We start from the raw sequence: 22,333 nt of genomic DNA on the forward strand, positions 1-22,333 counted from the left end.
TAACAAAATCAGTATATCTCAACAATTTTAGAAAGTCAACAAAAAAATTGGTATAGTCTATTTGTGAAATCAAAAAAACTAACTCTATTGAGCTAGTCCTTTTTCAATAAATCCAAATTGACCAAGAGGGGTTATGCGGAAAGTCAGAGATCCGATAATTTGTTTTTGACTAATTAAACCAAATTGACGACTATCCCGCTTATCCGTTCGTTTATCATTTAAAATCAAGTAAGAATTTTTAGGAACTACCGAATGCCTATCATGTGTTAATGTTTCGATGGTCATATCCTCTGTGTAATATTCAGGTTGTCCCTTAATGTTTAGATAAGTCTCATGGATAATCTCATCATTGCGATAAAGAAGGTCATAGAGATAAGTAACACTATCTCCTTCCATAGCAATAACCCTACCGACATACTTTTTACCATCAACCTTATAGAGGACGAAATCCCCGTACTCAATCTGCTTATTTCTATCTGCAATAATCAAGTCATTTTTAGTTAGGTATTGGTTGGCCATCTGTTCATTGATTGATACGGGTTCATAAACCCAAACTCGTAAAGCAATCACACTTAGAATCACTAAAAGTGCTAAGCCAAGATAGTTATATAAATCTCTTTTTACCATAAATTCTTCATTCTCCCTATTATTAGTATATCATATTTTATGAAAAAAAGAATAGCACTTACGCTTTGATGGCTGACAATATTTCCTGGGCTATCACACGATTGCCTAGCGGTGTTAAGTGCAGACCATCACTATAATATTCCATATGACCTTCTGTAATCGGATAAAGATTAACGAAGTGAACATTCAATTCTGTAGCAATAGAGGCAATAATCTCCGGTAAATCATTTTTAACAATCTCGTTATTGAGTCCGAAACGACTGGTCGGAACATAAGGTGGAGAGACCAAAAAAACATCTGGTTGACTATCCAATTTGAGATAGGCTTTGACCAAATTGCGGTATTCTCTGATAAACTGTTCTTTGTTCCAGTATGCCGCTCGACTATCGTTACTACCAATCATGATAATAACAATATCTGCTTCAGCTTTAAGTGACTCTTGAGCGTTTTTTTCATTTAAATATGGATAATCAGAGGTGGATAACAAAGATCTACCGCTCATGCCATAATTCGATAGCTGATAATGTGTGCCAAGCAAGTCCAAAAGGATACTGGGATAGGCTTGTTCTTGACGATTTTCCAAACCATAGCCATAGGTCAAACTGTCTCCTACCGCTGAAATTTTTATAGCTCCTTGTCCTAAGGTTAGGACAGAAGGATTCATTACATCTTCCATTTTCCACTTCCTAAATCATTCATATACCTATTTTACCATCTTAGCCAGGATATGGAAACCATCTAATTTGTGATATACTAGCTCTATGAAAAAAGAAATTATCATTATTGGTGGAGGCATTGTCGGTTCTACTGCTGCCTTTTACCTCTCCAGAGAATCCAAAGACCATATTACCTTGATCGATTCAGGCAACGGTACAGCAACGCGTGCTGCAGCAGGCATTATCTGTCCTTGGCTCTCTCAAAGACGCAATATGGATTGGTACAGATTAACCTCTCAGGGAGCCAGCTTCTATCAAACATTAATGAACGATTTAAAGAAAGCCAATCTATCAGATCTACCTTACCAACAAAAAGGAACCTTAGTCTTCAAAAATAAAGTTCGTTTAGTAGAAAAACTCTATCATATTGCTAAAGAAAGACAGAAAAATGCTGAGATGATGGGGGATTTATCCCTCTATCCATCCCAAGAAATTCATGATTTGATACCCCAGCTCGAAGGCGATCAAGGTGCTGTTTTGGCTACTGGTGGAGGCCGTCTGGATGGCGCAGCTCTTCTTGATGCTTTACAAGATCAATTTGTCAAAAATGGTGGAACTATTATTAAAGGGCAGGCCTCTCTAACCAAAAAAGAAACTGTCCAAGTGAATCAGCAGGAACTCGATTATGATCAAATCATTCTAGCATCCGGCGCTTGGCTTCCTCAATTACTTGGGCCTCTCGGATATCAGGTTGATATTAGCCCACAAAAGGGGCAACTCTTCGAAGTTCAAACGGATTTTCAAACAGATAATTGGCCGGGATGTATGCTTCACGGAGAAATCGATATTCTTCCCTTTGAGAAAGGAAAATTGGTTATTGGTGCCAGTCATGAAAATAAAAAGGGCTTCGATTTGAGTATAGATGAGGCTATCATTACCAAGATGAAAGAAACGGCTACGTCCCTTATACCTAGTTTAGCTAATTACTCCATTTCAAAAGTCCGTGTTGGAACCAGAGCTTACACTTCAGATTTCCTGCCCTTTTATGGGAATTTGAAGGATAATCCTAAGATTTGGGTGGCTAGTGGCCTGGGTTCTTCCGGACTAACATCTGGTCCCTTCATCGGCTGGCAATTGACAAAAGAAATGCTAGGTCAAAATCTTAATTTTGATCCAAGTCCCTATTCGCCAGAACAATACATAAAAAAAATCGAAGAGTCCTCAGACTAATCGATTTTTTTTATTTTTACATTACAGTACGAACACGCATTGTGTTAGTCGAACCAGATACACCAACTGGAACACCCGCTACGATAACGATGTTGTCACCTGGTTGAACAAGACCTTGCTCAAGAGCAACTTTTTCAGCCAACTCAAACATATCATCTGTTGATTTTGGTTTTTCAGTCACAACTGGAATGACACCCCAATTGATCATAAGCGACTTTTGAACTTTCTCAGTGAAAGTAATGGCCAAGATATCAGTGTCTGGACGGTATTTAGAAATTTGGCGAGCTGAGAAGCCTGTTTCCGTAACTGTTACAACCAATTTAATGTCCATTGAATTCGTCGCATCTTTAACTGCTGATGCGATAACTTCTGTCTTAGAAGTACGGTCAAATGTTGAAGCATCTAAACGACCATATTCTTTCAAGAGTGATTGAGCGTTTTTATCAATGGTAGCCATTGTACGAACAGATTCAACTGGATATTTACCGTTAGCTGATTCACCAGAAAGCATTGTTGCATCAGTACCATCGATAACAGCGTTAAAAACGTCAGATACTTCTGAACGAGTTGCACGTGGCTTATCAGTCATAGTTTCCAACATATTTGTTGCTGTAATAACTGCCTTACCGACTGCGTTTACTTTGGTGATGATCATTTTTTGGTAAACTGGAACCATCTCAAATGGTACTTCAATACCCATGTCACCACGGGCAATCATGATACCGTCTGAAGCTTCAATGATCTCATCAATATTGTCGATACCTTGTTGGTTTTCGATTTTAGAGAAAAGTTGTACGTGCTCATTACCAGTCTCACGTAAAATATTACGCACTGATTCAACATCATTAGCTGTACGTACGAATGAAATGGCGATGAAATTAAGACCTTGCTCCAAACCAAATCGAATATCCGCATCATCACGATCAGCAAGCGCTGGGAAAGGAATCTTAGTGTAAGGAATGTTTACACCCTTTTGTTTAGCAATGATACCATCGTTTTCAACAACAACTACGAATTCATGTGTGTCATAGTCTTTTTCGAGGACACGAAGACCAAGTTTACCATCGTCGATAAGAACTTGTTTACCAACTTCAACATCATCAAAGACATCCAATCCACCCGCTACGTTCAAGGCAATCACTTCACGAGTTGATTGAATCCCTTGTTTAGTAGCAACACGGATAACTTCACCAGTTTTGTATGAGTATTCCTTTGCATCGTCTGCAAACAATTCCGTACGGATTTCTGGACCTTTCGTGTCCAAAAGGAAACCAACTTTTTGATTTGCAATCTCTTCTGCACGACGGACTGTTGCCATACGAGCACCTTGCTCAGCATGGTCACCATGTGAGAAGTTGAAACGAAAGACATTAGCCCCTTCAGTAATCAATTGAGCGATTTTTTCAGCAGACGCTTCAACATCGAGGCTCTCACCCCAATAGCCATCTTCACCGAACTTCTTACCACCACGGAATTCTACCGCAGGTCCGAGGGTTGCAACGATTTTAACACGTTTAAACATTTTAAAATTACTCCTAAAATCTATTTCTAATTAGCGACGTAATTCGCGACTAAGTTTAGCAAGCTCAAGTTGAGCTTTGTGTGGGTTATTAACGATGATTTTGCCATCTTCAGCAATACTGAACAAGGCATTTTCTTCAGCTGTTCCAAGGATTGGATGTTCAACCAAGGTTTCGTTTTGAATACCTACGGCCAAACCACCTCTTCCTTCTTTAAGAAGAGCAACCGCATGAGCACCCATCCATGATGCAAGAACGCGGTCACGTGGTGATGGGCTACCTCCACGAAGGATGTGACCAAGATTTGTAGCACGAAGATCACTCGTATCTCCAGCCTCTTTCATCATTTGAACAAACTTGTCAGCGGTTGTAACGCCTTCGGCAAGAACGATAATGGCATGGCTCTTGCCACGTTTTTCATAACCATCCATGTTGCGTTGAACCACTTGATTGATATCAAACTCTTCCTCAGGAATAATAATTTGATCAGCACCAGTAGCAAGACCAGACCAAACTGCGATATCACCTGCATTACGACCCATAACCTCAACTACAAATGTACGTTTGTGGCTATAAGATGTATCACAAATTTTATCGATGGCATCAACTGCTGTGTTTACCGCAGTATCAAAACCAATAGTAAAGTCCGTTCCAACGATATCGTTGTCAATTGTTCCTGGAACACCCACTGCTGGGAAGCCGTGCTCGGTCAAACGCATAGCACCGTGGTAGGATCCATCACCACCAATAACTACTACACCTTCGATACCATTTTTTTTCAACTGCTCAATCCCTTTTAATTGGCCTTCCAATTGTGCAAATTCTGGGAAACGAGCTGAACGCAAGAATGTACCACCTTTTGACATGATATTGGTTACATCTTTGGTTTCAAATTTGAAAATATCTCCATCAACCATGCCCGCATAACCACGGTTGATACCGTATACTTCCATACCTTCATAAATTGCTTTACGGACAACTGCACGAACAGCAGCGTTCATACCAGGGGCGTCACCACCACTAGTCAAAACAGCAATACGTTTCATTCGTATACTACTCCTTTTATTTTCATTTTAACTTAACTATTATACCATATAAGCCCATAAGTTGCTTGAGTTTTTCACCATTTTTAGCGAAAAACCGTTTTCAGTGATAGTTCCTGTAAATCAACTTGTAATTGACTAGATTTGTCAACAAATAAGCCTTGTACCTGAATCGTTTTATTGGAATCTTGATAATGAAGAACAACTGGAATATTTCCCGGGTAGGCCTGTAAAATAGCAGCTATCTCATCATCATGTTGCTTATTTTCTAAGAGTAACCAAAACTTCTCTAAATTTGGGCTATCCATAGAGTCCATGAGCAATTGCAAATGCCCATCCCGCTCTTGAATTTTACCTGTCATATAAACAATCAAACCCTCTTTGAGTTGTGCTGAAAAATGACGATAAGTATCCGGAAAAAGGGTTACATCCAATTTGTTTTTAGTGTCTGTCACCTGAAGAAAAGCCATTTGTTGCCCTGTTTTCTTGGTTCGAATCGTGCGAATGGACTGTATTTGTACCAAGACTCTTGCTTTTTGCCCATCCAACAGATCAGCTACTGCCGTAAAGTCTTGATTAGAGTCCTTACTAATTTTTATCAGAGGATGTGGACTAATTCCAACACCGATAATAGATTGTTCCAACTCATATTTTTCACTATCTGAATAGTCTTCTGCTTCCATCCAACTATACTCTTCTTCTGCGAAGAAAGAGCCGAAGGCATCTGCGAAGACAAAGAGATTGTCCAGATTTTGGATAATTTTTTGACGATTTTTATCAAAAGAATCAAAAAGTCCCAACTGTATGAGCGGAGTTAAAGTTTCCGCTTTTTTATACTGACTAGGCAACTTTAGAATAAAATCTTCTACACTCTTAAAGGGTCTATTTTCGAGGATCCAAAAGGAAAAATCTCTCGGAAAACCTTTGATATTCTTTAATCCCATAAAAATCTGTTTTTTATCAAAACGATCATGATAAGGAATATTATTGATGCTAAGTTTGGCAACCTCAAAGTCAAATTGCAGAGCATCTGTGATGTAATCACTGCTTGAATAATTAAGCATGATATCAAAGAAGACGTCTGGATAGTGCGTCTTAAAGAAAGCCAATTGGAAAGCCAGAGCTGAATAAGCATAGGCATGACTACGGTTAAACCCATAACCAGCGAATTTAGCCATCATCGCAAAGATACGTCTTGCTTTCTCCTCTACGTGTCCCAATTGTGATGCACCCGTAAGGAAAGCAGCCTCCATCTGTTGCATTTGCCCTGCATCCTTCTTGGACATGGCTCGCCTTAGCAAGTCGGCTTTACCAAGAGTAAAACCTGCATAGACCTGAGCAATCTGCATGACTTGCTCTTGGTAGAGCATGATACCATAGGTCGGTTGCAAAATCGACGCAATGGATGCATCCAACAAATCAATTGCTTCTTGTCCATGTTTACGCTTGACGAAGTTATCAGCATAATCACTAGCACCAGGTCGATTGAGACTAGTCGTCGCTACTAAATCTTCAAAGCGAGTCGGCTTCACTCGTTTCAGCAGACTAATCGCTCCAGGTTGTTCAAACTGAAAGATTCCTTTTGTTTGACCAGCTGCAAAAAGTTCAAGCGTCTCCTTATCCTCTAAGTCAATCTTTTCAATATCTATTTGGATACCATATTTTTCAGCTACTGCTTCTTTCATCTTTTGGGCAAACGTCAGATTTCGTAAACCCAAAAAGTCCATTTTTAGCAAACCATTGGCTTCAACAGCGTGAGCATCATACTGGGTAATCAGCATATCTTCCCCTTGTTTGAGAGGAATGACATCGGTCAAATCATTGTCGCTCATCACCACACCAGCTGCATGGATAGACGTCTGTCTCGGTTGGCCCTCGATGGCTTTAGCCAGAGCGTAGGCCTTTTGATACTCTAGCTTCGAATTCATGAGTTGGCGAAAGGAAGCACTTCGCTCATAAGCTGAGGTCAAACTATCGCGGAAGGAAATCTTTTTTGTGATATTACTTAACTCGTACTCTGGTGTTCCAAATCGTTTGAAAACATCCCGAATAGCCTGTCTGGCACCAAATGTTGAGTAGGTAACAATTTGGGCTGTGTGCATACTGCCATAGCGCTTTTGCACGTAGCGAAGAAATTCTGGCCGGTAAATATCTGGAATGTCGATATCAATATCCGGCATGCTGAAGCGTTCTTCATTAAGGAAGCGTTCAAAGAGAAGATCATGCTTGACTGGATCAATACCTGTAATTTGAAGCGCATAAGCAACTAAACTTCCAACTGCTGAGCCGCGTCCCATCCCCATGTAGTAACCCTGACTGCGACCAAAGCGCAGCAAATCCCAAACGATAAGGAAATAATCATCAAAGCCCATCTGGTGAATGATGGATAATTCTTTGTCTAATCTCTCCTGATAGACTGAACTCCCTAAACCTTTGATGCGTAAGCCTTCTTGAGCTCTTTCTCTTAATTCCTCGCACGCCACTCTTTCTCGATTAAAGCGAGGCAATTTCAGTTCCCTATCCAAGTCATAATGGATATCCGAAACCAGTTTCTCGAGGTTATCAATAGCTTGGGGAAATTTATCTGCAAAGAGGGCTTCTTGATGATTTGGTGAAATCAGTTCTTGATGAGAAGGAATATCTCCAACTTGATTCAGAGCGAGATTGTCCCGAATAGCGTGCAAGACTTGAATCGTCTCTACATCCTCTTCTTGAAAATAACGAACTGTATAGATTGGAAGTATGGGTTGTGCAAAATCTTGAGGACTGGTCTTTGGACTAACTCCAATATAATATTTGATACCTAAATCTAGGTCTGCACTTTCTTCTTCAGCTGGAAGAATAAGAGCAACATCAGTCAAATACTGCCGAATGGAATCAAAATCTTTTTGCCCCATCATCCGCGCTGTCGAAATCTTCATCAAATGCTGATAACCCTTACTATTGAGAGCTAAAAGCTGAATTCTTATTGGAATTTGTTTGTATTCAAGGTCTAATTCACATCCGATTAAAGGACGGATACCAGCTTTATGACAGGCTTCCATAAAAGAGTAAGCTGCGTAAAGATTATTCTGGTCCATAATACCTAGGTAAGTATAACCCAACTCCTTACCACGTGCCACGTATTTATCAATAGTCAGAATGCTGTCCATAAAGGTATAGACAGTCTTAGTATCTAATTGTGCCAGCATGATAAGCTCCTTTTCATTAAGAATTTTTGATCCTTTTTCTTTCTTTTTCTATTATACAAAAAAATCAGCTAAAATACTTGCATTTTCCCCAAATATAGTGTATTATGTAGTTAATACAAATATACAGTTTTATTGTAGTGATTTTTAATCCTTCTGTATTAAAGTATAAGAAAGGTGAAAATATGGCTTGGAAATTTGACAATAACATTCCTATCTATATTCAGATAAGCAGTGCTATTAAGTTACAGATTGTAACCAAACAACTGAAATCTGGTGATAAACTACCTACTGTTCGGGATTTAGCTGAAACAGCTGGCGTCAACCCCAACACAGTACAGCGTGCTCTATCGGATTTGGAAACGGAAGGATTTGTTTACTCTGTTCGGACAACTGGACGTTTCGTGACAGACAATTCAAATCTCATCAATCAAACTCGTGTCGAACTAGCACAAAAGGAATTAAGTAATTTCGTGTCCAATATGCTGGATCTTGGTTTTGAAAAAGTAGATTTGGTTAATCAGTTGGATAGATATCTGAATGGAGAAAAACATGAACAAACAATTTAATCTTGTAGAAATCCAGCAGCTTTCAAAATCCTATAGCGGTTTAGTTGCCCTCAATAATATTAATTTGACCTTAGAAGCTGGGAAAATTTATGGTTTACTTGGACCAAACGGTTCCGGTAAAACAACCCTTATCAAACTCTTGAATGGGCTTTTACAGCCAGAATACGGACAAATCCTTATCAATGGGCGCATGCCTTCTCCTGAAACCAAACAAGTTGTTTCTTACTTGCCGGATACAACTTATTTGGATGAGAATATGAAAGTTTTGGATGCCCTTGCTTTCTTTAAAGATTTTTATGCTGACTTTGATAGCCAACGTGCTCAACATCTCTTAGAAGATTTAAAAATCGACCCGACTAGTCGTATGCGCCATCTTTCAAAAGGAAATAAAGAAAAAGTACAATTGATCTTGGTAATGAGTCGTCAGGCTCAACTCTACATCTTGGATGAACCAATCGGCGGTGTCGACCCTGCGGCTCGTGACTATATTCTCAGAACGATCGTGAACAACTATTCTCCAACTGCTTCTGTCCTTCTATCAACCCATTTGATTTCAGATGTAGAACAAATTCTTGATGAGGTCATTTTCCTAAAAAATGGCAGTGTTGTTCGTCAAGGAAATGTGGATGATTTACGTATCGAAAGTGGCCTTTCAATTGATCAGCTCTTCCGAGATGAATTCAAGGCCTAGTTGAGGAAGGAGATAATAATATGTTTGGAAAATTATTAAAATACGAGTTTAAAGCACCCGGTAAGTGGTATCTTAGTCTTTATGCTATTGCAGGACTTCTATCCGTGATCCTTGGTTTCTGGGTCAGAGCGATGATTCAAAGAGATTTGGCACAAACGAGTAGCGATTCTGTAATGACAGGATCTGGTCCTGAAACTGTATTTTTTGTTTTCATGATTATTGCTTTTGTAGTGCTCATTGTCAGCCTCATGTTTGCAACATTTTTCCTAGTAGTCAGTCGCTTTTATAGTAATGTTTATGGTAGGCAGGGCTATTTGACTATGACACTTCCTATTTCTAGCCATCAGTTAATACTTAGTAAATTGGTTGCTGCTCTTATCTGGTATTTTTTGGCTACTTTGACAGTTTTGCTTGGTCTTATCCTCATTGGTTTACTAAGTTTATCATCAGATACTCAAGCTTTAAATGAGTTCATGAGATCATTTTTAGTTTCTCTTCCTAATATGAACAACTTCCCTATCTTTGAAATGATTACTTACCTTTTCTCAAATTTTGTTTCCACTACCATGAGTATTTTGGTTGGGTATTTCGCTATTTCTTTAGGACAACTTTTCAGAGATCATCGTATCCTCTTAGCCATCGCTTTCTTTATTGGCCTGCAATTCGTAGTTGGAATTATCCAGTATCTCTCTGGTTTAGCAACCGTTTATACTTACTCAGAAACAAATATTTCCATTGCACCAAACCCATTCTTTATCGGTGTCAATATCCTCTTAGCCATTGGCTTCTATTTTGGAACACATTTTATTATGACTAAAAAATTAAACCTTCAATAATCTCTATAATTCGGTGGCCGAAGGGCCACCTTTTTAAAAAAGAAAAAAGCATCGTTTCCAATGCTTTGACTTTACGGAAGACATGGGATTCGAACCCACGCACGCTGTTACACGCCTACCGCGTTTCCAACACGGCCTCTTAAGCCACTTGAGTAATCTTCCAAATAAAATTATGGAGCCGGTGGGAGTCGAACCCACGTCCAAACATCTGCTAACTTATTCGTCTACAACTATAGGTTATGTATTGATTTAACAAGACTTTGACACATAACTCAGGCCCAAATCTTACGAGTCAGTTGATCTCTTGCAAAAGTTCCTGACAGACTCTTGCCGTAGCTTGCTATTTTAAGACCAATGCACAAACACAAGCAATTTGAGATTGGTCACACCCGCTGTTTTTTAGGCAGCTAAAGCGTAAGAGTTTGTATTTTTTGCAGTTATATTTAAACTGAGCGGTTACGCCGCCATTCGAGTTGCAGAACAAGCCTCATAATGCCTGTCGAATCCGTAACGACCCCTAATTTCGTTACGAAGCATATTATATCAAAATATTTTAGAAAAGGCAAAATAATTTTTCAATCGACATTAAAATCAGAAAAATTCTCTTTATATGGTACAATTAACTTATGTATAAATTTTGGCAAAAAACAATTCAAATTCTGAGTGTTTTGATTATTATTGCTACCTTCTTTTTGCTGATTTGGCTCTATAAGATTGGTATTCTTAATGATCAAAATGTCTTGAAAGAGTTTTTAGAAAAGCAAGGCTCCCTTGGTAGTCTTTACTATATCCTCATCCAAATTATCCAAGTTGTTTTCCCTGTCATTCCTGGAGGGGTAACAACAGTTGTTGGCTTTCTCGTTTTTGGGAGTCTTTGGGGGTTTATCGTCAATTATGTTGGTATTATTATCGGATCAATCATCCTCTTTTGGTTATCCAGGACCTATGGCAAGAAGTTTTGTCTTCTTTTTATGAAGGAAGATACCTTCGATAAGTATGAAAGTAAGATTGACGATAAGCGTGGTTATGAGATTTTCTTTATCCTGTGTATGCTGTCACCCATTTCACCAGCCGATGTCATGGTTATGATTACTGGCCTAACTAGCATATCTTACAGAAGATTCATCGCTATCATTCTTATCTGTAGACCAATCTCCATCATTGCCTACAGTTACTTCTGGATTTATGGTGGGCATTTGATTCAACAAATCTTTCAAAAATAAAAAAAGTGATTAGGAAGTATTAAAACCTAATCACTTTTTCTCATTTATCATCCAGATGAAAGAGAATTTTTAGTTCCGTGACTTGAGATGGAACTATTTTTTCTTTTTCTAAAAAATTTTGTAAATTCTCAGGTTTTACCCAAACATGGTCAACTGTTTCACCCTCTTGATAAGAGACCCGTTCCTTATCTTGTCTGGTCCAACCAATGAATTTATCCAGATGCATCTGATGCTCATCTTCTGTCGTCTGGTAGTAAAGCTTGATTTTGCTCAGTGTCAAGCCAGTCTCTTCTCTTAATTCACGCAAAATAGCCTGGTCAGAGTTTTCTCCTTGCAAGGCAGACCCACCAGCTGTAGCCTCAAAATATTGGGGGAAAGATTCTTTATTGGGACTCCGTCTCATAAAGAGGACACTTTGGTCTTCCTCATGTAAGACCAGGATATGAACAACCAAATGATAATCATCATCGGTTGAAAAAGTGTCACGACAGATCGTCTTTCCGACAAGAAGATTTCTATCTCTATCGTAGGCATCCCAAATTTCTGGCATTTTAATATCTATCCTTCTCGTAATTGAGATTATTATTTAATTTTCTTATCCTGAAAGAATAAAACAAAACTCAAAGTAATTTTTATTTTATCCCCAATGCAATCCGTGCATAGCGACTCATTTTTTGAACCGTCCAAGCTGGCGACCAAACTAATTTAACATCTACTTCTTTAACTTCTGGAATACTGTTCAAAACATCATGAATTTGATCAGTAATCAAATCAGCTAGAGGACAGCCCATCGTTGTTAATGTCATGTCAATCTCAGCTTTTCCTTCGATAAAACGAATTTCATAAATGAGACCAAGGTTGATAATATCAATACCCAATTCGGGGTCAATTACTTCTTCAAGAGCACTGAAGATTCGCTCTTGAACTCCCTTCACTTCTTCTTCTGTGTACATTTCTACTCCCCTCTTCTAGTATTTCTATGCTAACATAGTTCTTTAAAAAATTAAGATTTTGGAATTAATCTGCAAGTCTTTGAGTTAAAATAAGGCCGTGCTCTCATTTCCGGGCAGGTGTTAAAAACGTTCGCTAAGACTTTCGGTGAGTCTCTATTTTAAGCCACCGGCTGATAAAGCCTATCCCTAGGTTTTCGCTCGTTTTGAATTTTTAGCGAGCAGTTGATTTTGTCTCCCAGAACAACCTCGCTCTCGAGTTTCTAGGCTCGGGTTAAAATAAGGCCAATTCTTCATTTTCGGGCGGTCGTTGAGATACCACGACAGTTGTATCCTCGCTCTCGAGTTCCTTTGCCTGCTCTTTTATTTCAAGGCAGGCGTTGAGATACCACGTCAGTGGTATCTCAATCCTCCATAAAATCTTTCAACGGTTTGCTGCGGGATGGGTGGCGGAGTTTGCGGAGGGCTTTAGCCTCGATTTGGCGGATACGTTCGCGGGTCACATTAAAGACTTTACCCACATCTTCTAGCGTACGCATCTTACCGTCATCCAAGCCAAAACGTAGGCGAAGAACATTTTCTTCACGGTCAGTCAGCGTATCCAAGACTTCATCCAATTGTTCACGAAGGACTACGCGTGTTGTGTAATCGACCGGATTTTCAATGACTTCATCTTCGATAAAATCACCTAAATGGCTATCATCTTCTTCACCGATAGGAGTTTCCAATGAAACTGGCTCTTGTGCAATCTTGAGGATTTCACGAACTTTATCCGGTGTCATATCCATCCGTTCTGCAATTTGCTCTGGAGTCGGATCTTGTCCCAACTCTTGCAAGAGATTACGTTGTTCACGAACCAATTTATTGATGGTTTCAACCATGTGAACTGGAATACGGATGGTACGGGCTTGGTCGGCGATGGCACGAGTGATGGCCTGACGAATCCACCAAGTCGCGTAAGTTGAAAATTTGAAACCTTTTGAGTAGTCAAATTTATCAACAGCCTTCATAAGTCCCATGTTTCCTTCTTGGATCAAGTCCAAGAACTGCATGCCGCGACCTACATAACGTTTGGCAATAGAGACTACCAAACGCAAGTTGGCTTCTGCCAAGCATTGCTTAGCTTCTACATCACCAGCTTCGACTGCTAGTGCCAATTCTTGCTCTTCCTCATTGGTCAAGAGTGGCACCACACCAATTTCTTTCAGATACATGCGGACAGGATCGTTAACCTTGGCAGAATTGCTTCCAAGTAACTCTTCATCCGTCAATTCTTTGTCCTCTTCGACTTGCATGACTTTTGAGGATGGATTACCATCCTTGTCTACGATAGAAATACCCGCATCTTGAATCCGTTGCAGCAAATCATCCATTCCATCTGCATCTAAGGTAAATGGAATAGCTAATTGATCATTGATTTCATCATCAGTAGCAACGCCTTCCTTCTTGTGGTTACGGATAAAATCTGCCACTTGGACATCAAACGTAGTTACTTCAGTCTTTTTTTCTGCTTTTTTCACTGCCATAGTTACTCCATATTTCTTTTTTGTGCAATGAGTTTTGTTAACTCATCAAGGGCTTGGTCATCATTTCCAACATGAGATTGTTCACGAACAGTTTTCAACTTCATTCGATTGTCTCTTTTTATTTGTTCGCGATAACGATTGCTTTCCAACTCTTCAATTTCATTTGTACCAATTTCTTGGGGTAATTTTTCCTCCAAAACACGATACCAGGCTCGCTGAACAAATTCATCTAATCCGGCTAAATCATAGGAAGTTATTTCTCCATTGGTTTTGAGAATGTCAAAGAGGACCTGTAGTTCGGGTGTGATAAAATAAAAATCCTCTCGCAATCGATAGTCGTTTAATATATAAGCATGTTCTAACATTCGAGCAAGGAGATGATTCTCAGTCCGAATCAGGTTGGTAATCCTAGCTTGCTGAGGGATGACCTCTTGCCTAGGTGGTTCAAAATGTTGCTCCTGTGGAATCTGATTCGATTCTTGTCTCTGTTGACGACTGGAGATGCGGGCTCGATTAACAACCTCTTCAACCTGCTGGTAATCAAAATCAGCCAACATATCTGCCACCTTGTAAATATAAGAATTTTGGGCAGTGATGGATGATGTTTGAGAGATAATGGGAGCAATTTTTTCTAGAAAATCAATCTGCATCTGCAAGTTGTCTGGATTCTCAGGTTTCAAGTATTGAATGAGGAATTCAACACCAGTCAATCTTGATTTAGTCAATATATTGACAAGGGCTTCTTCCGAATGCTGAGCAATATAGTCATCAGGATCCATGTTGTCCGGGAGAAAAACTATTTCAACATTGAAATCTTTCAATTCTTCCAAGGCCTTGGCTGTCGCGGCTTGCCCAGCCTTATCGCCATCATAGGTCAAGACAAGTTTTTTACAATACTTAGCTAGGTGTCGAACATGCTCACCGGTCAAAGCTGTTCCCATAGAGGCGACTGCATTTTCAATACCGGCCCGGTAAGCAGCGATGACATCCATGAAGCCCTCCATTAGATAAACTTCCCGCTGCTTCTTAATAACTGGTTTGGCCTTATCCAAATGATAGAGTTCATAACTCTTGTTAAAGATTGCTGTCCCACGACTATTTTTATATTTGGCTACTTGTTTATTTGCCAAATCAGACTCGGTCCAAATCCGGCCTGAAAAAGCTACAACACGACCATACTCATCTGTCAAAGGGAAAATAATCCTTCCCTGAAAAGCATCGTAGATAGTATTTGCATTTCCGGTATTAAAGAGACCTGAATTAAGCAAGTCTGCTTCAGAAAATTTCTTAGATAAATGCTGATAAAGATAATTTGCTTCCTGAGGGGCTAGGCCAATTTGAAAATATTTGATGACCTGATCATCGAGACCACGCTGATAGAGATAGTTCCTTGCTGCTTCCCCCATCTTGGTTGTCATAAGGAGCGCATGGTAAAATTTATTAGCTTCTGTATGAATATCATAGAGAACTTGGTGAGGATGATTGGTCTTTTCTACCTGTCTATTCGAAAGAGGAATATCCAGTTGAAAGCCAGCTTTCTCTGCTACAATCTGCACACTTTCAGCAAAGGGAACACCTCGCGTTTCTTCAACAAACTTAAAAACATCGCCTGATTTTCCACAACCAAAACAATGATAAAATTGTTTATCTTCGACAACATTGAAGGATGGTGTCTTCTCACCATGAAAAGGGCAGAGGCCTAGGTAATTTCGTCCAGCCTTCGTTAGAGCAACCGATTCACCGATAATATCAACAATATTAACAGATGCTTTAATCTCATCAATTTTCTCTTTTGAAATCATCTATTCTCTCTCCTTTCACCAAACATTTCAAAGGTAAAACAATACTATCTTCTATCTAGAATGCTGACTATAAGCACATAATACCATTCTCTATTTTATAATAAAAAGAGACAAATGTAAATTTTCAAGAGCTTTTACTTGAAATTTCTATGCATTAATATATAATATTAGAGTAATAAATTATGAAAGGACATATTTAGGATATGTTGAAAGATTTAAAAGCATTTTTGTTTAAAGGTAATGTACTCGACCTCGCTGTCGCAGTTATTCTCGGTGGAGCTTTTGGGGCCATCATCAAATCATTGGTTGATGATATCATCACTCCTCTCATTTTGAACCCAGCTTTAAAAGCAGCCGGTGTTGAGCGTATTTCCGAACTTACTTGGAATGGCGTTGCTTATGGAAGTTTCCTAAGCGCTATTATCAACTTCTTGATTGTTGGTACTTCTCTCTTCTTCGTAGTGAAAGCTGCTGAAAAAGCAATGAAAAAACCAGTTGAAGAAGAAGCTCTTGTAGGACCAACTTCCGAAGAATTGCTAGTAGAAATCCGCGACTTGTTGAAAAATAAGTAATCATGGATAAAACAGACTTTGTCTGTTCAGATTGAAGAAAAAGTCCGTTTTGGATAATTTCTTCAATCTTTTTTTCTTTGCTTCAAAAGAAAAGACTATACTATCATACCAATATTTCTAAGAGCTAAGTATGCTTGCAAATCCAAAGCTGATTATTTTAGGTTTGAGTGTAACGATGAGGTTTGTCTATCTTTCGAATAGATTTTATTTTTTGATTAGCTCATACGCAAAGAAAATCAAAAATATAGTCAAATGAAGAACTTTTGGACTAGGAATTGAGACCCAGATTGTATTAGACTACGGCATGTAGAAAATGACGACGTATCAAACATACTAATTCAAATGACTATAGATGAGGCAAAACGAATTAGACATAACCAGCGGTAGGCAAGGAGCTTTAACAAAATCTAATGTTGATTTTCAAAGAGCCTAAAAGAAAAGAATTTCGGAAACAATTCGTTCCCGAAATTTTTTATTTCACTATTACTTTTATTGGTTTTCATAACCATTTGGATTTTTTGATTGCCAGTTCCATGTGTCCCGGCACATATCTTCAATCGATTTTTCCGTTTTCCAGTTCAAGTCAGCCAAGGCCTTATCTGCATTAGCATAGAAGGAGGCTAGATCACCTGCACGTCGTGGTGCCATTTTATAAGGGATGTCAACTCCAGTCACTGCCACAAATGTATGAACCAATTCAAGAACGCTTGTTCCTTGTCCAGAACCGAGATTATAAGTATAAACATCAGGAGCTTGATTTAGTTTATCCAAGGCTTTGACATGGCCCTTCGCCAAATCAACTACGTGGATATAGTCTCTCACACAGGTACCATCTTGAGTTTCATAATCATCACCAAAGATGTTGAGAAATTCTCGTTTGCCCACTGCGACTTGTGCAATAAAAGGCATCAGATTGTTTGGGATTCCGGATGGATCTTCTCCAATCAAACCAGACTCATGAGCTCCAATCGGATTGAAATAGCGAAGAAGAGAGATGGACCAATTATTATCAGAAATATAAATATCTCTTAAAATTTGCTCGCACATGACCTTCGTTTGTCCATAAGGACTGGTTGGCACTCCGACAGGCATGTCTTCTTTATAAGGTGAAGGATTGAGACTACCATAGACTGTTGCGCTAGAAGAAAAAACAATTTTCTTGACATCAAACTCAGCCATCACTTCGACCAAAGAAAGAATGGACATGATATTGTTCTCATAATAGGCCCCTGGTTTTTGGACAGATTCACCAACGGCTTTAAAGGCTGCAAAATGGATGGATGCTTCAATCTGTTCTTTTTTGAAAATACTACGAAGTCCATCTTTGTCTACCACATCTTGTTGGTAGAAGCTAGGTCGTTTTCCTGTAATCTCTTCGATGCGATCCACTACTTTTGCACTAGCATTAGACAGATCGTCCACAATAACAACTTCCTTGCCTAAGTTTAACAATTCAACAACCGTATGGCTACCGATATAGCCACATCCACCTGTTACTAAGATACTCATGTTATTCTCCTTATCAAGCATAGATTAGATAACAAAAAACAGCTTTGCAGCTGTTTTTTATATTCTATTAGAATTTTTTACGCTTACGAGCTGCTTCTGATTTGCGTTTACGTTTTACAGATGGTTTTTCATAGAATTCACGTTTACGTGTTTCTTGAAGTGTACCAGCTTTGGTAACCGCACGTTTGAAACGGCGAAGAGCATCATCAAGTGATTCATTCTTGCGTACTACTGTTTTTGACATTTTTTTTCACTCCCCTCAATTTCAAAGTCTAGAATATTATACTATTATTCTCAAACTCTGTCAATCATTTTCATTGATTTACAAAATTTCTTTTCTTCCTCTTCTTACGGATGTAAAGCAAGACCAAATTAGTGAATGCTTCATAGAGTAGAAAGAATAAGACAAAGCAATGTAAGAAAAAGATTTCTGGCAGAATATAAATAACAGGATCTGTATTGGGATTAAAGAGCCAGGTAGAGTCTCCAACAAAGAGAATCTGATGAAAGAGGGTAAAGAAAGCATTAAAACCGATTAAAAGTCCAATCGCACCGAGTAATAGAGGGATAATTGCCATCCAAATATAGGTTTTTCGATACAGATCACCATAACCTTTTTGCAACACTCCTTTAAAGAATGCAATACTGCCTGGTAGACTGAACAGAAAGAGAGCTTGTACCAGGTGAAAAATCCACTTAACTTGCTGAAAGTGATGGAGTCCATCTGGAGACGAAGAAAAGCTTGGCATATCCAGGACCTGCTGAAATGGATTGGTTAAATAATTCAGCAGAATATTGTAATTATAGAGAATCTCCTCAGCTTTCATATAGACGACCTTTTCCAAGTCCAGAAACTTGATTTCCAATGGATAGAAAATCCAGGCCAGATAAATCGTTAGCAAAATGGCCGCCGACAAAATTGTCAGAACACTTGAAAAATGTTGAAACTTAGTTTTCATCGAAACTCCATTCATCAAGGCTCTTTAAGATATGAGTGGGAGCAATGGGAAGGGTGGCCACTTCTTCTTTGGTAAAGCCAGTCAGAACTAAAAGGGTCGGAAATCCATTGTCAATTCCAGCTCGGATATCGGTCAGATAATTATCCCCCACCATGATGGTTTCTTCTAATTTGGTCCCTAAATGCGACAAAGCCTTATTCATAATATAGGCCTGTGGCTTTCCGACAATATGTGGTTGGACACGCGTTGCTGCTTCAAGAAGGGCCAGTAAAGAGCCTGCTCCAGGCAAAAGGCCGCGTTCGGTTGGGATATTCAGGTCTGGATTGGTTCCAATGAAGACAGCCCCCTTTTCAATCGCTAGGGTAGCAGTCGACAATTTTTCATAATCCACATTCCAATCAAGGCCGACAACCACGTATGCTGGATTTTCCGAATCTTCCACATAACCAGCTGCTGCGATGGCTGATTTAAGACCATGCTCACCGATGACATAAACAGTCTTTTCGCGACCGATATCATTCATATAATCTACAGTTGCTAAAGAAGCTGTATAAATAGTGTCCAGAGGCGTTTGAATATCAAAATTCTCTACCAGCATATTCTGAACTTCCTTAGGTGTCCGCGTGGTATTGTTGGTCACAAAGAGATGAGGAATCTTGCGTTCCTGAAGTTGAGCTACAAAACGCTCTCCAGCCGGAATCCGCTCTTTTCCTTTATAAATCGTACCATCTAAATCAATTAAATATCCTGAATACGTCACTTTTTCTCCTTTTCTTCAATCAATATCAATACCAGACCAGGCCATGTCTGACAGATTAAACTAACAAATCAATGAGGGGTGCTTGTCAGTTTCGCAGAGAATTAATCAAATCTGGTTTGCCAGTGCGGATCTGTTGCTGCTTCAAAACACATGGCTATCTGCTTGGCAGTCGTTTTTCCTTCTGATAGGACTGGTAATTCATCCAATCCAAAGTAATCACAGGCAATGGTTTCTGAGTTTGCTGCAAACTTCCCGCCCAAACTAGTACACAAGATAAAAATCTTGGTCACATGATGAGCAGATTGTGCGGGATTATTTTTAGCCTTGTCTAAAATGGCGATAACCCTCTCCGCACGCGCATCCAAGCCTGCCTCTTCCTTAACTTCCTTAATCGTATTGTCCATAACAGATTGGTCGACATCGCACCAGCCGCCTGGCAGAGCCCAGCGGCCATCGCTTTCTTGAACGAGTAGAATCTTCTCTTCCTTAAAAATAGCGGCTCTGGTGTCGATTTTAGGAGTCTGATACCCTGATTCGTTGCAGAACAAATCCTCGACTTTTTCCAAGGGAAGCCCCGAGGGAATTACAAGCATTTCTGCTGCGATTTGGCGGATTTCTTCAAAACGTTCTTTGTCAAAGACATCCTTCGTGTAAGCTAGGCCCGTTTGGGCGATTGCTTGCAGGCGAACTGCCCATTCCAACCACTTATCCTCATTGTCCATCTCGCTTCTCCCATTTGATAATAGCCTGGGCATGGACCGAGCCATCTGACCAGATTTCATGCTGACTGTTTCCATCATGTAATTCCACTTTTGAAGAAATCATACCACCTGGTGATACTTCCTTGACATACTTTAGCTGAATATGGTTTGGACGATGATTCAAAAGAAACTCATAGTCAAGAGCATCATACATCCATTCCAAATACTTGCTATTGTTGACATGACCATTCATATCAATATCAAAGTAGCGAATGCGGTAATCCTTGCTATCAGGATTTTCCAGCACATGATAGCGGGGTGCTCGCTGAATTTTTTTGACCTTTTCAGACTGATAGGGAGCAATCAAGTCATCGGGAACTGGCACTACTTTGCGATCCTTGAAATCAATCAGAACAAAATAGCTGAGGATATCCATGAGGAGATTTCCTACCTGATCATACACATAAAACATGCGGTAGCAAAAGAATTTATTATAAGAGACAGCTTCTGTCACGATACGGACTGTCTCATTGTAGGTTGGCAGACGGAAAATGTTGAGTTCATAATCTGTCACAACCCAGACCAAGCCATAGTGTTCAAAGACGTCCAAGTCGCCTCTCCCTAGACTTTCAGATTGTCTCCCTGACAATCCTAGGCAATAAGAAAGAAACTGCGAAATGATGATTTCTTGCTTAACATCTGTCAAAGCAAATGGAATCGTAAACTGCTCTTCGTATTGTAACCCCATATTACTCCTCCTCTAAAATAAAGCGTTCGGCAACGGTATCCCCTAAGAAGAGACCTTGCTTGGTCATACGGACTTGATCGCCTTGAACTTGTAGAAGTCCTTCAGCCACTAATTGTTCTACAGCAGGGCCATAGTAATCTTGAAAGGATAGGTCAAATTTTTCTTGAAATCTATGAATGGAAATGCCTGATTTCTTTCTCAAGCCAAGAAACATTTCCTCTTCCATCTGTTCTTTCTTGCTCAAGATTTCTTCATGAAGGCGAGAATGGCCTTTTTCTCGAATGGATTTGAGATAGTGCTGAATGGGACCACGGTTGCGGTAACGCATGCCGTTGAGATATCCAGAGGCCCCTGCCCCCAAGCCATAGTATTCTGCATTGTCCCAGTACATGAGATTGTGGCGGCTTTCAAAACCAGGCTTGGTAAAGTTAGAAATCTCATAATGCTCAAAACCGTTCTCTTCCAATTCTGATAGGATATAGTCAAACATATCCGATTCGACATCTTCGTTTGGAAGATGGAGTCGGCCCCGTTTCTGACGGTTCATAAAGACGGTGTGATTCTCCAAAATCAGACTATACAAACTCATATGAGGAATCTCCAAAGCCAAGGCCTTGGCAACATTATCCACTACCTGCTCCATGGTCTGACCTGGCAAAGCATAGATCAAATCGATGGAGATATTATGAAAATCAGCTGCCTTAAGACTATCAATCGTCTCATAAATCTGACCTTCATTGTGGCTACGACCAATGCGTTTGAGCATTTTATTGTCAAAGGTCTGCACGCCCAGAGAAACCCGGTTGCACTTTGATTGTTTCAAAACTTGAATCTTATCTGGAGTCAAATCTCCTGGATTGGCTTCAATGGTAAATTCTTCTAGTTGAGATAAATCCAATTCCTTTTCCAAATGTGTCAACAAATAGTCCAGTTGTTGGGCCGATAAGGCAGAGGGCGTTCCCCCACCAATATAGAGGGTTTTGAGGGCAGGTAGGTCATAATGCCTTACCTCTGCCATTAGCGCCTCTAGGTACTCATCAACTGGTTGATTTTTTATAAAGACCTTGGAAAAGTCACAATAGTAACAAATCTGGGTACAAAATGGAATGTGAATATACGCTGAAGTCGGTCTGTTTTTCATAAAACTATTATAGCATACTCTCCTATTTTCAGAGAGATTCTGATAAAAGGGGCTCTATAATTTCTGTAGTGGGTAAGACCAC

Annotated in this window: 22 protein-coding genes, 1 tRNA gene and 1 other RNA gene; 6 read left to right on the forward strand and 18 right to left on the reverse strand. The window is 39.6% G+C overall.

What is annotated here, in order from left to right; all coding sequences use genetic code 11:
- Positions 1-84: 84 nt before the first annotated feature.
- A complete protein-coding gene (gene lepB, locus BN1356_RS08860; RefSeq protein ID WP_093651038.1) occupies positions 85-627 on the reverse strand; it encodes a signal peptidase I in 543 nt (180 codons plus the stop codon).
- A 58-nt stretch (positions 628-685) separates the two neighbouring features.
- Entirely contained in the window at positions 686-1,303 is a 618-nt protein-coding gene (locus BN1356_RS08865; RefSeq protein ID WP_093651039.1) for a GDSL-type esterase/lipase family protein, read from the reverse strand.
- A gap of 85 nt (positions 1,304-1,388) precedes the next feature.
- Between BN1356_RS08865 and BN1356_RS08870 the strand changes: the two genes are divergently transcribed.
- Complete coding sequence (locus BN1356_RS08870; RefSeq protein WP_093651040.1) at positions 1,389-2,513, forward strand: NAD(P)/FAD-dependent oxidoreductase; 1,125 nt, start codon at positions 1,389-1,391, stop codon at positions 2,511-2,513.
- A 16-nt stretch (positions 2,514-2,529) separates the two neighbouring features.
- Here the strand turns inward: BN1356_RS08870 and pyk are convergent, their stop codons facing one another.
- The 3 genes from pyk to BN1356_RS08885 form a co-directional block, all read right to left on the reverse strand.
- On the reverse strand, positions 2,530-4,035 hold the full coding sequence (gene pyk / locus BN1356_RS08875) for a pyruvate kinase (RefSeq protein ID WP_093651041.1): 1,506 nt from the start codon (positions 4,033-4,035) through the stop codon (positions 2,530-2,532).
- A 30-nt stretch (positions 4,036-4,065) separates the two neighbouring features.
- Positions 4,066-5,079: a 6-phosphofructokinase gene (pfkA, locus tag BN1356_RS08880; protein WP_093651042.1), complete on the reverse strand. Its 1,014-nt coding sequence runs from the start codon at positions 5,077-5,079 to the stop codon at positions 4,066-4,068.
- An 83-nt stretch (positions 5,080-5,162) separates the two neighbouring features.
- Positions 5,163-8,267, reverse strand: coding sequence for a DNA polymerase III subunit alpha (locus BN1356_RS08885; RefSeq protein WP_093651043.1), 3,105 nt, complete (start codon positions 8,265-8,267; stop codon positions 5,163-5,165).
- 182 nt (positions 8,268-8,449) lie between these two features.
- Here BN1356_RS08885 and BN1356_RS08890 point away from each other — a divergent pair, with 182 nt between their 5' ends.
- From BN1356_RS08890 to BN1356_RS08900, 3 genes are read left to right on the forward strand one after another with little or no spacing between them, the layout of a single operon-like run.
- Positions 8,450-8,833 carry a GntR family transcriptional regulator gene (locus tag BN1356_RS08890; RefSeq protein WP_093651044.1) on the forward strand — a complete coding sequence of 128 codons (384 nt, stop codon included), beginning with the start codon at positions 8,450-8,452 and terminating at the stop codon, positions 8,831-8,833.
- Positions 8,817-9,524, forward strand: a complete 708-nt coding sequence (locus BN1356_RS08895; RefSeq protein WP_093651045.1) for an ABC transporter ATP-binding protein — start codon at positions 8,817-8,819, stop codon at positions 9,522-9,524. The genes BN1356_RS08890 and BN1356_RS08895 overlap by 17 nt, the downstream gene beginning before the upstream one ends.
- 20 nt (positions 9,525-9,544) lie before the next feature.
- Positions 9,545-10,360, forward strand: coding sequence for a hypothetical protein (locus BN1356_RS08900; RefSeq protein ID WP_093651046.1), 816 nt, complete (start codon positions 9,545-9,547; stop codon positions 10,358-10,360).
- Between the two features lie 74 nt (positions 10,361-10,434).
- Here BN1356_RS08900 and BN1356_RS08905 read toward each other — a convergent pair.
- A tRNA-Ser gene (locus BN1356_RS08905) sits at positions 10,435-10,522 on the reverse strand.
- A gap of 8 nt (positions 10,523-10,530) precedes the next feature.
- Positions 10,531-10,878: a transfer-messenger RNA gene (ssrA, locus tag BN1356_RS08910) on the reverse strand.
- Between the two features lie 108 nt (positions 10,879-10,986).
- Here ssrA and BN1356_RS08915 point away from each other — a divergent pair.
- A complete protein-coding gene (locus BN1356_RS08915) occupies positions 10,987-11,583 on the forward strand; it encodes a TVP38/TMEM64 family protein (RefSeq protein ID WP_093651047.1) in 597 nt (198 codons plus the stop codon).
- Between the two features lie 40 nt (positions 11,584-11,623).
- Here BN1356_RS08915 and BN1356_RS08920 read toward each other — a convergent pair whose 3' ends face one another.
- From BN1356_RS08920 to dnaG, 4 genes are all read right to left on the reverse strand, one after another.
- Positions 11,624-12,133 carry an NUDIX hydrolase gene (locus BN1356_RS08920; RefSeq protein WP_093651048.1) on the reverse strand — a complete coding sequence of 170 codons (510 nt, stop codon included), beginning with the start codon at positions 12,131-12,133 and terminating at the stop codon, positions 11,624-11,626.
- 82 nt (positions 12,134-12,215) lie between these two features.
- Positions 12,216-12,536, reverse strand: a complete 321-nt coding sequence (locus tag BN1356_RS08925; RefSeq protein WP_093651049.1) for a metal-sulfur cluster assembly factor — start codon at positions 12,534-12,536, stop codon at positions 12,216-12,218.
- Positions 12,537-12,937: 401 nt separating this feature from the next.
- Complete coding sequence (gene rpoD / locus BN1356_RS08930) at positions 12,938-14,059, reverse strand: RNA polymerase sigma factor RpoD (protein WP_093651050.1); 1,122 nt, start codon at positions 14,057-14,059, stop codon at positions 12,938-12,940.
- 2 nt (positions 14,060-14,061) lie between these two features.
- Positions 14,062-15,861, reverse strand: coding sequence for a DNA primase (dnaG, locus tag BN1356_RS08935; RefSeq protein ID WP_093651051.1), 1,800 nt, complete (start codon positions 15,859-15,861; stop codon positions 14,062-14,064).
- A gap of 203 nt (positions 15,862-16,064) precedes the next feature.
- On the opposite strand from dnaG, the gene mscL reads away from it, so the two are divergent.
- Positions 16,065-16,433, forward strand: a complete 369-nt coding sequence (mscL, locus tag BN1356_RS08940; RefSeq protein ID WP_093651052.1) for a large conductance mechanosensitive channel protein MscL — start codon at positions 16,065-16,067, stop codon at positions 16,431-16,433.
- 489 nt (positions 16,434-16,922) lie between these two features.
- On the opposite strand, the gene galE is transcribed toward mscL, so the two are convergent.
- From galE to hemW, 7 genes are all read right to left on the reverse strand, one after another.
- Positions 16,923-17,942, reverse strand: a complete 1,020-nt coding sequence (gene galE / locus BN1356_RS08945; protein ID WP_093651053.1) for a UDP-glucose 4-epimerase GalE — start codon at positions 17,940-17,942, stop codon at positions 16,923-16,925.
- A gap of 67 nt (positions 17,943-18,009) precedes the next feature.
- A complete protein-coding gene (gene rpsU, locus BN1356_RS08950; RefSeq protein ID WP_000048054.1) occupies positions 18,010-18,186 on the reverse strand; it encodes a 30S ribosomal protein S21 in 177 nt (58 codons plus the stop codon).
- Positions 18,187-18,256: 70 nt separating this feature from the next.
- Positions 18,257-18,901 (reverse strand): TIGR01906 family membrane protein, encoded by a 645-nt coding sequence (locus tag BN1356_RS08955; protein ID WP_093651054.1) that lies wholly within the window; start codon positions 18,899-18,901, stop codon positions 18,257-18,259.
- Positions 18,891-19,661, reverse strand: coding sequence for a TIGR01457 family HAD-type hydrolase (locus BN1356_RS08960; RefSeq protein WP_093651055.1), 771 nt, complete (start codon positions 19,659-19,661; stop codon positions 18,891-18,893). Before BN1356_RS08960 ends, BN1356_RS08955 begins: the two co-directional genes overlap by 11 nt.
- A gap of 101 nt (positions 19,662-19,762) precedes the next feature.
- Positions 19,763-20,383: an NUDIX hydrolase N-terminal domain-containing protein gene (locus BN1356_RS08965; protein WP_093651056.1), complete on the reverse strand. Its 621-nt coding sequence runs from the start codon at positions 20,381-20,383 to the stop codon at positions 19,763-19,765.
- Positions 20,373-21,110 (reverse strand): acyl-ACP thioesterase domain-containing protein, encoded by a 738-nt coding sequence (locus BN1356_RS08970; RefSeq protein ID WP_093651057.1) that lies wholly within the window; start codon positions 21,108-21,110, stop codon positions 20,373-20,375. Before BN1356_RS08970 ends, BN1356_RS08965 begins: the two co-directional genes overlap by 11 nt.
- Position 21,111: 1 nt before the next feature.
- The gene (hemW, locus tag BN1356_RS08975; protein ID WP_093651058.1) at positions 21,112-22,251 is read right to left on the reverse strand and encodes a radical SAM family heme chaperone HemW; all 1,140 of its coding nucleotides are present in this window, start codon (positions 22,249-22,251) and stop codon (positions 21,112-21,114) included.
- Positions 22,252-22,333: the final 82 nt, after the last annotated feature.

The organism is Streptococcus varani (genome assembly GCF_001375655.1).
Taxonomy (GTDB): Bacteria; Bacillota; Bacilli; order Lactobacillales; family Streptococcaceae; genus Streptococcus; species Streptococcus varani.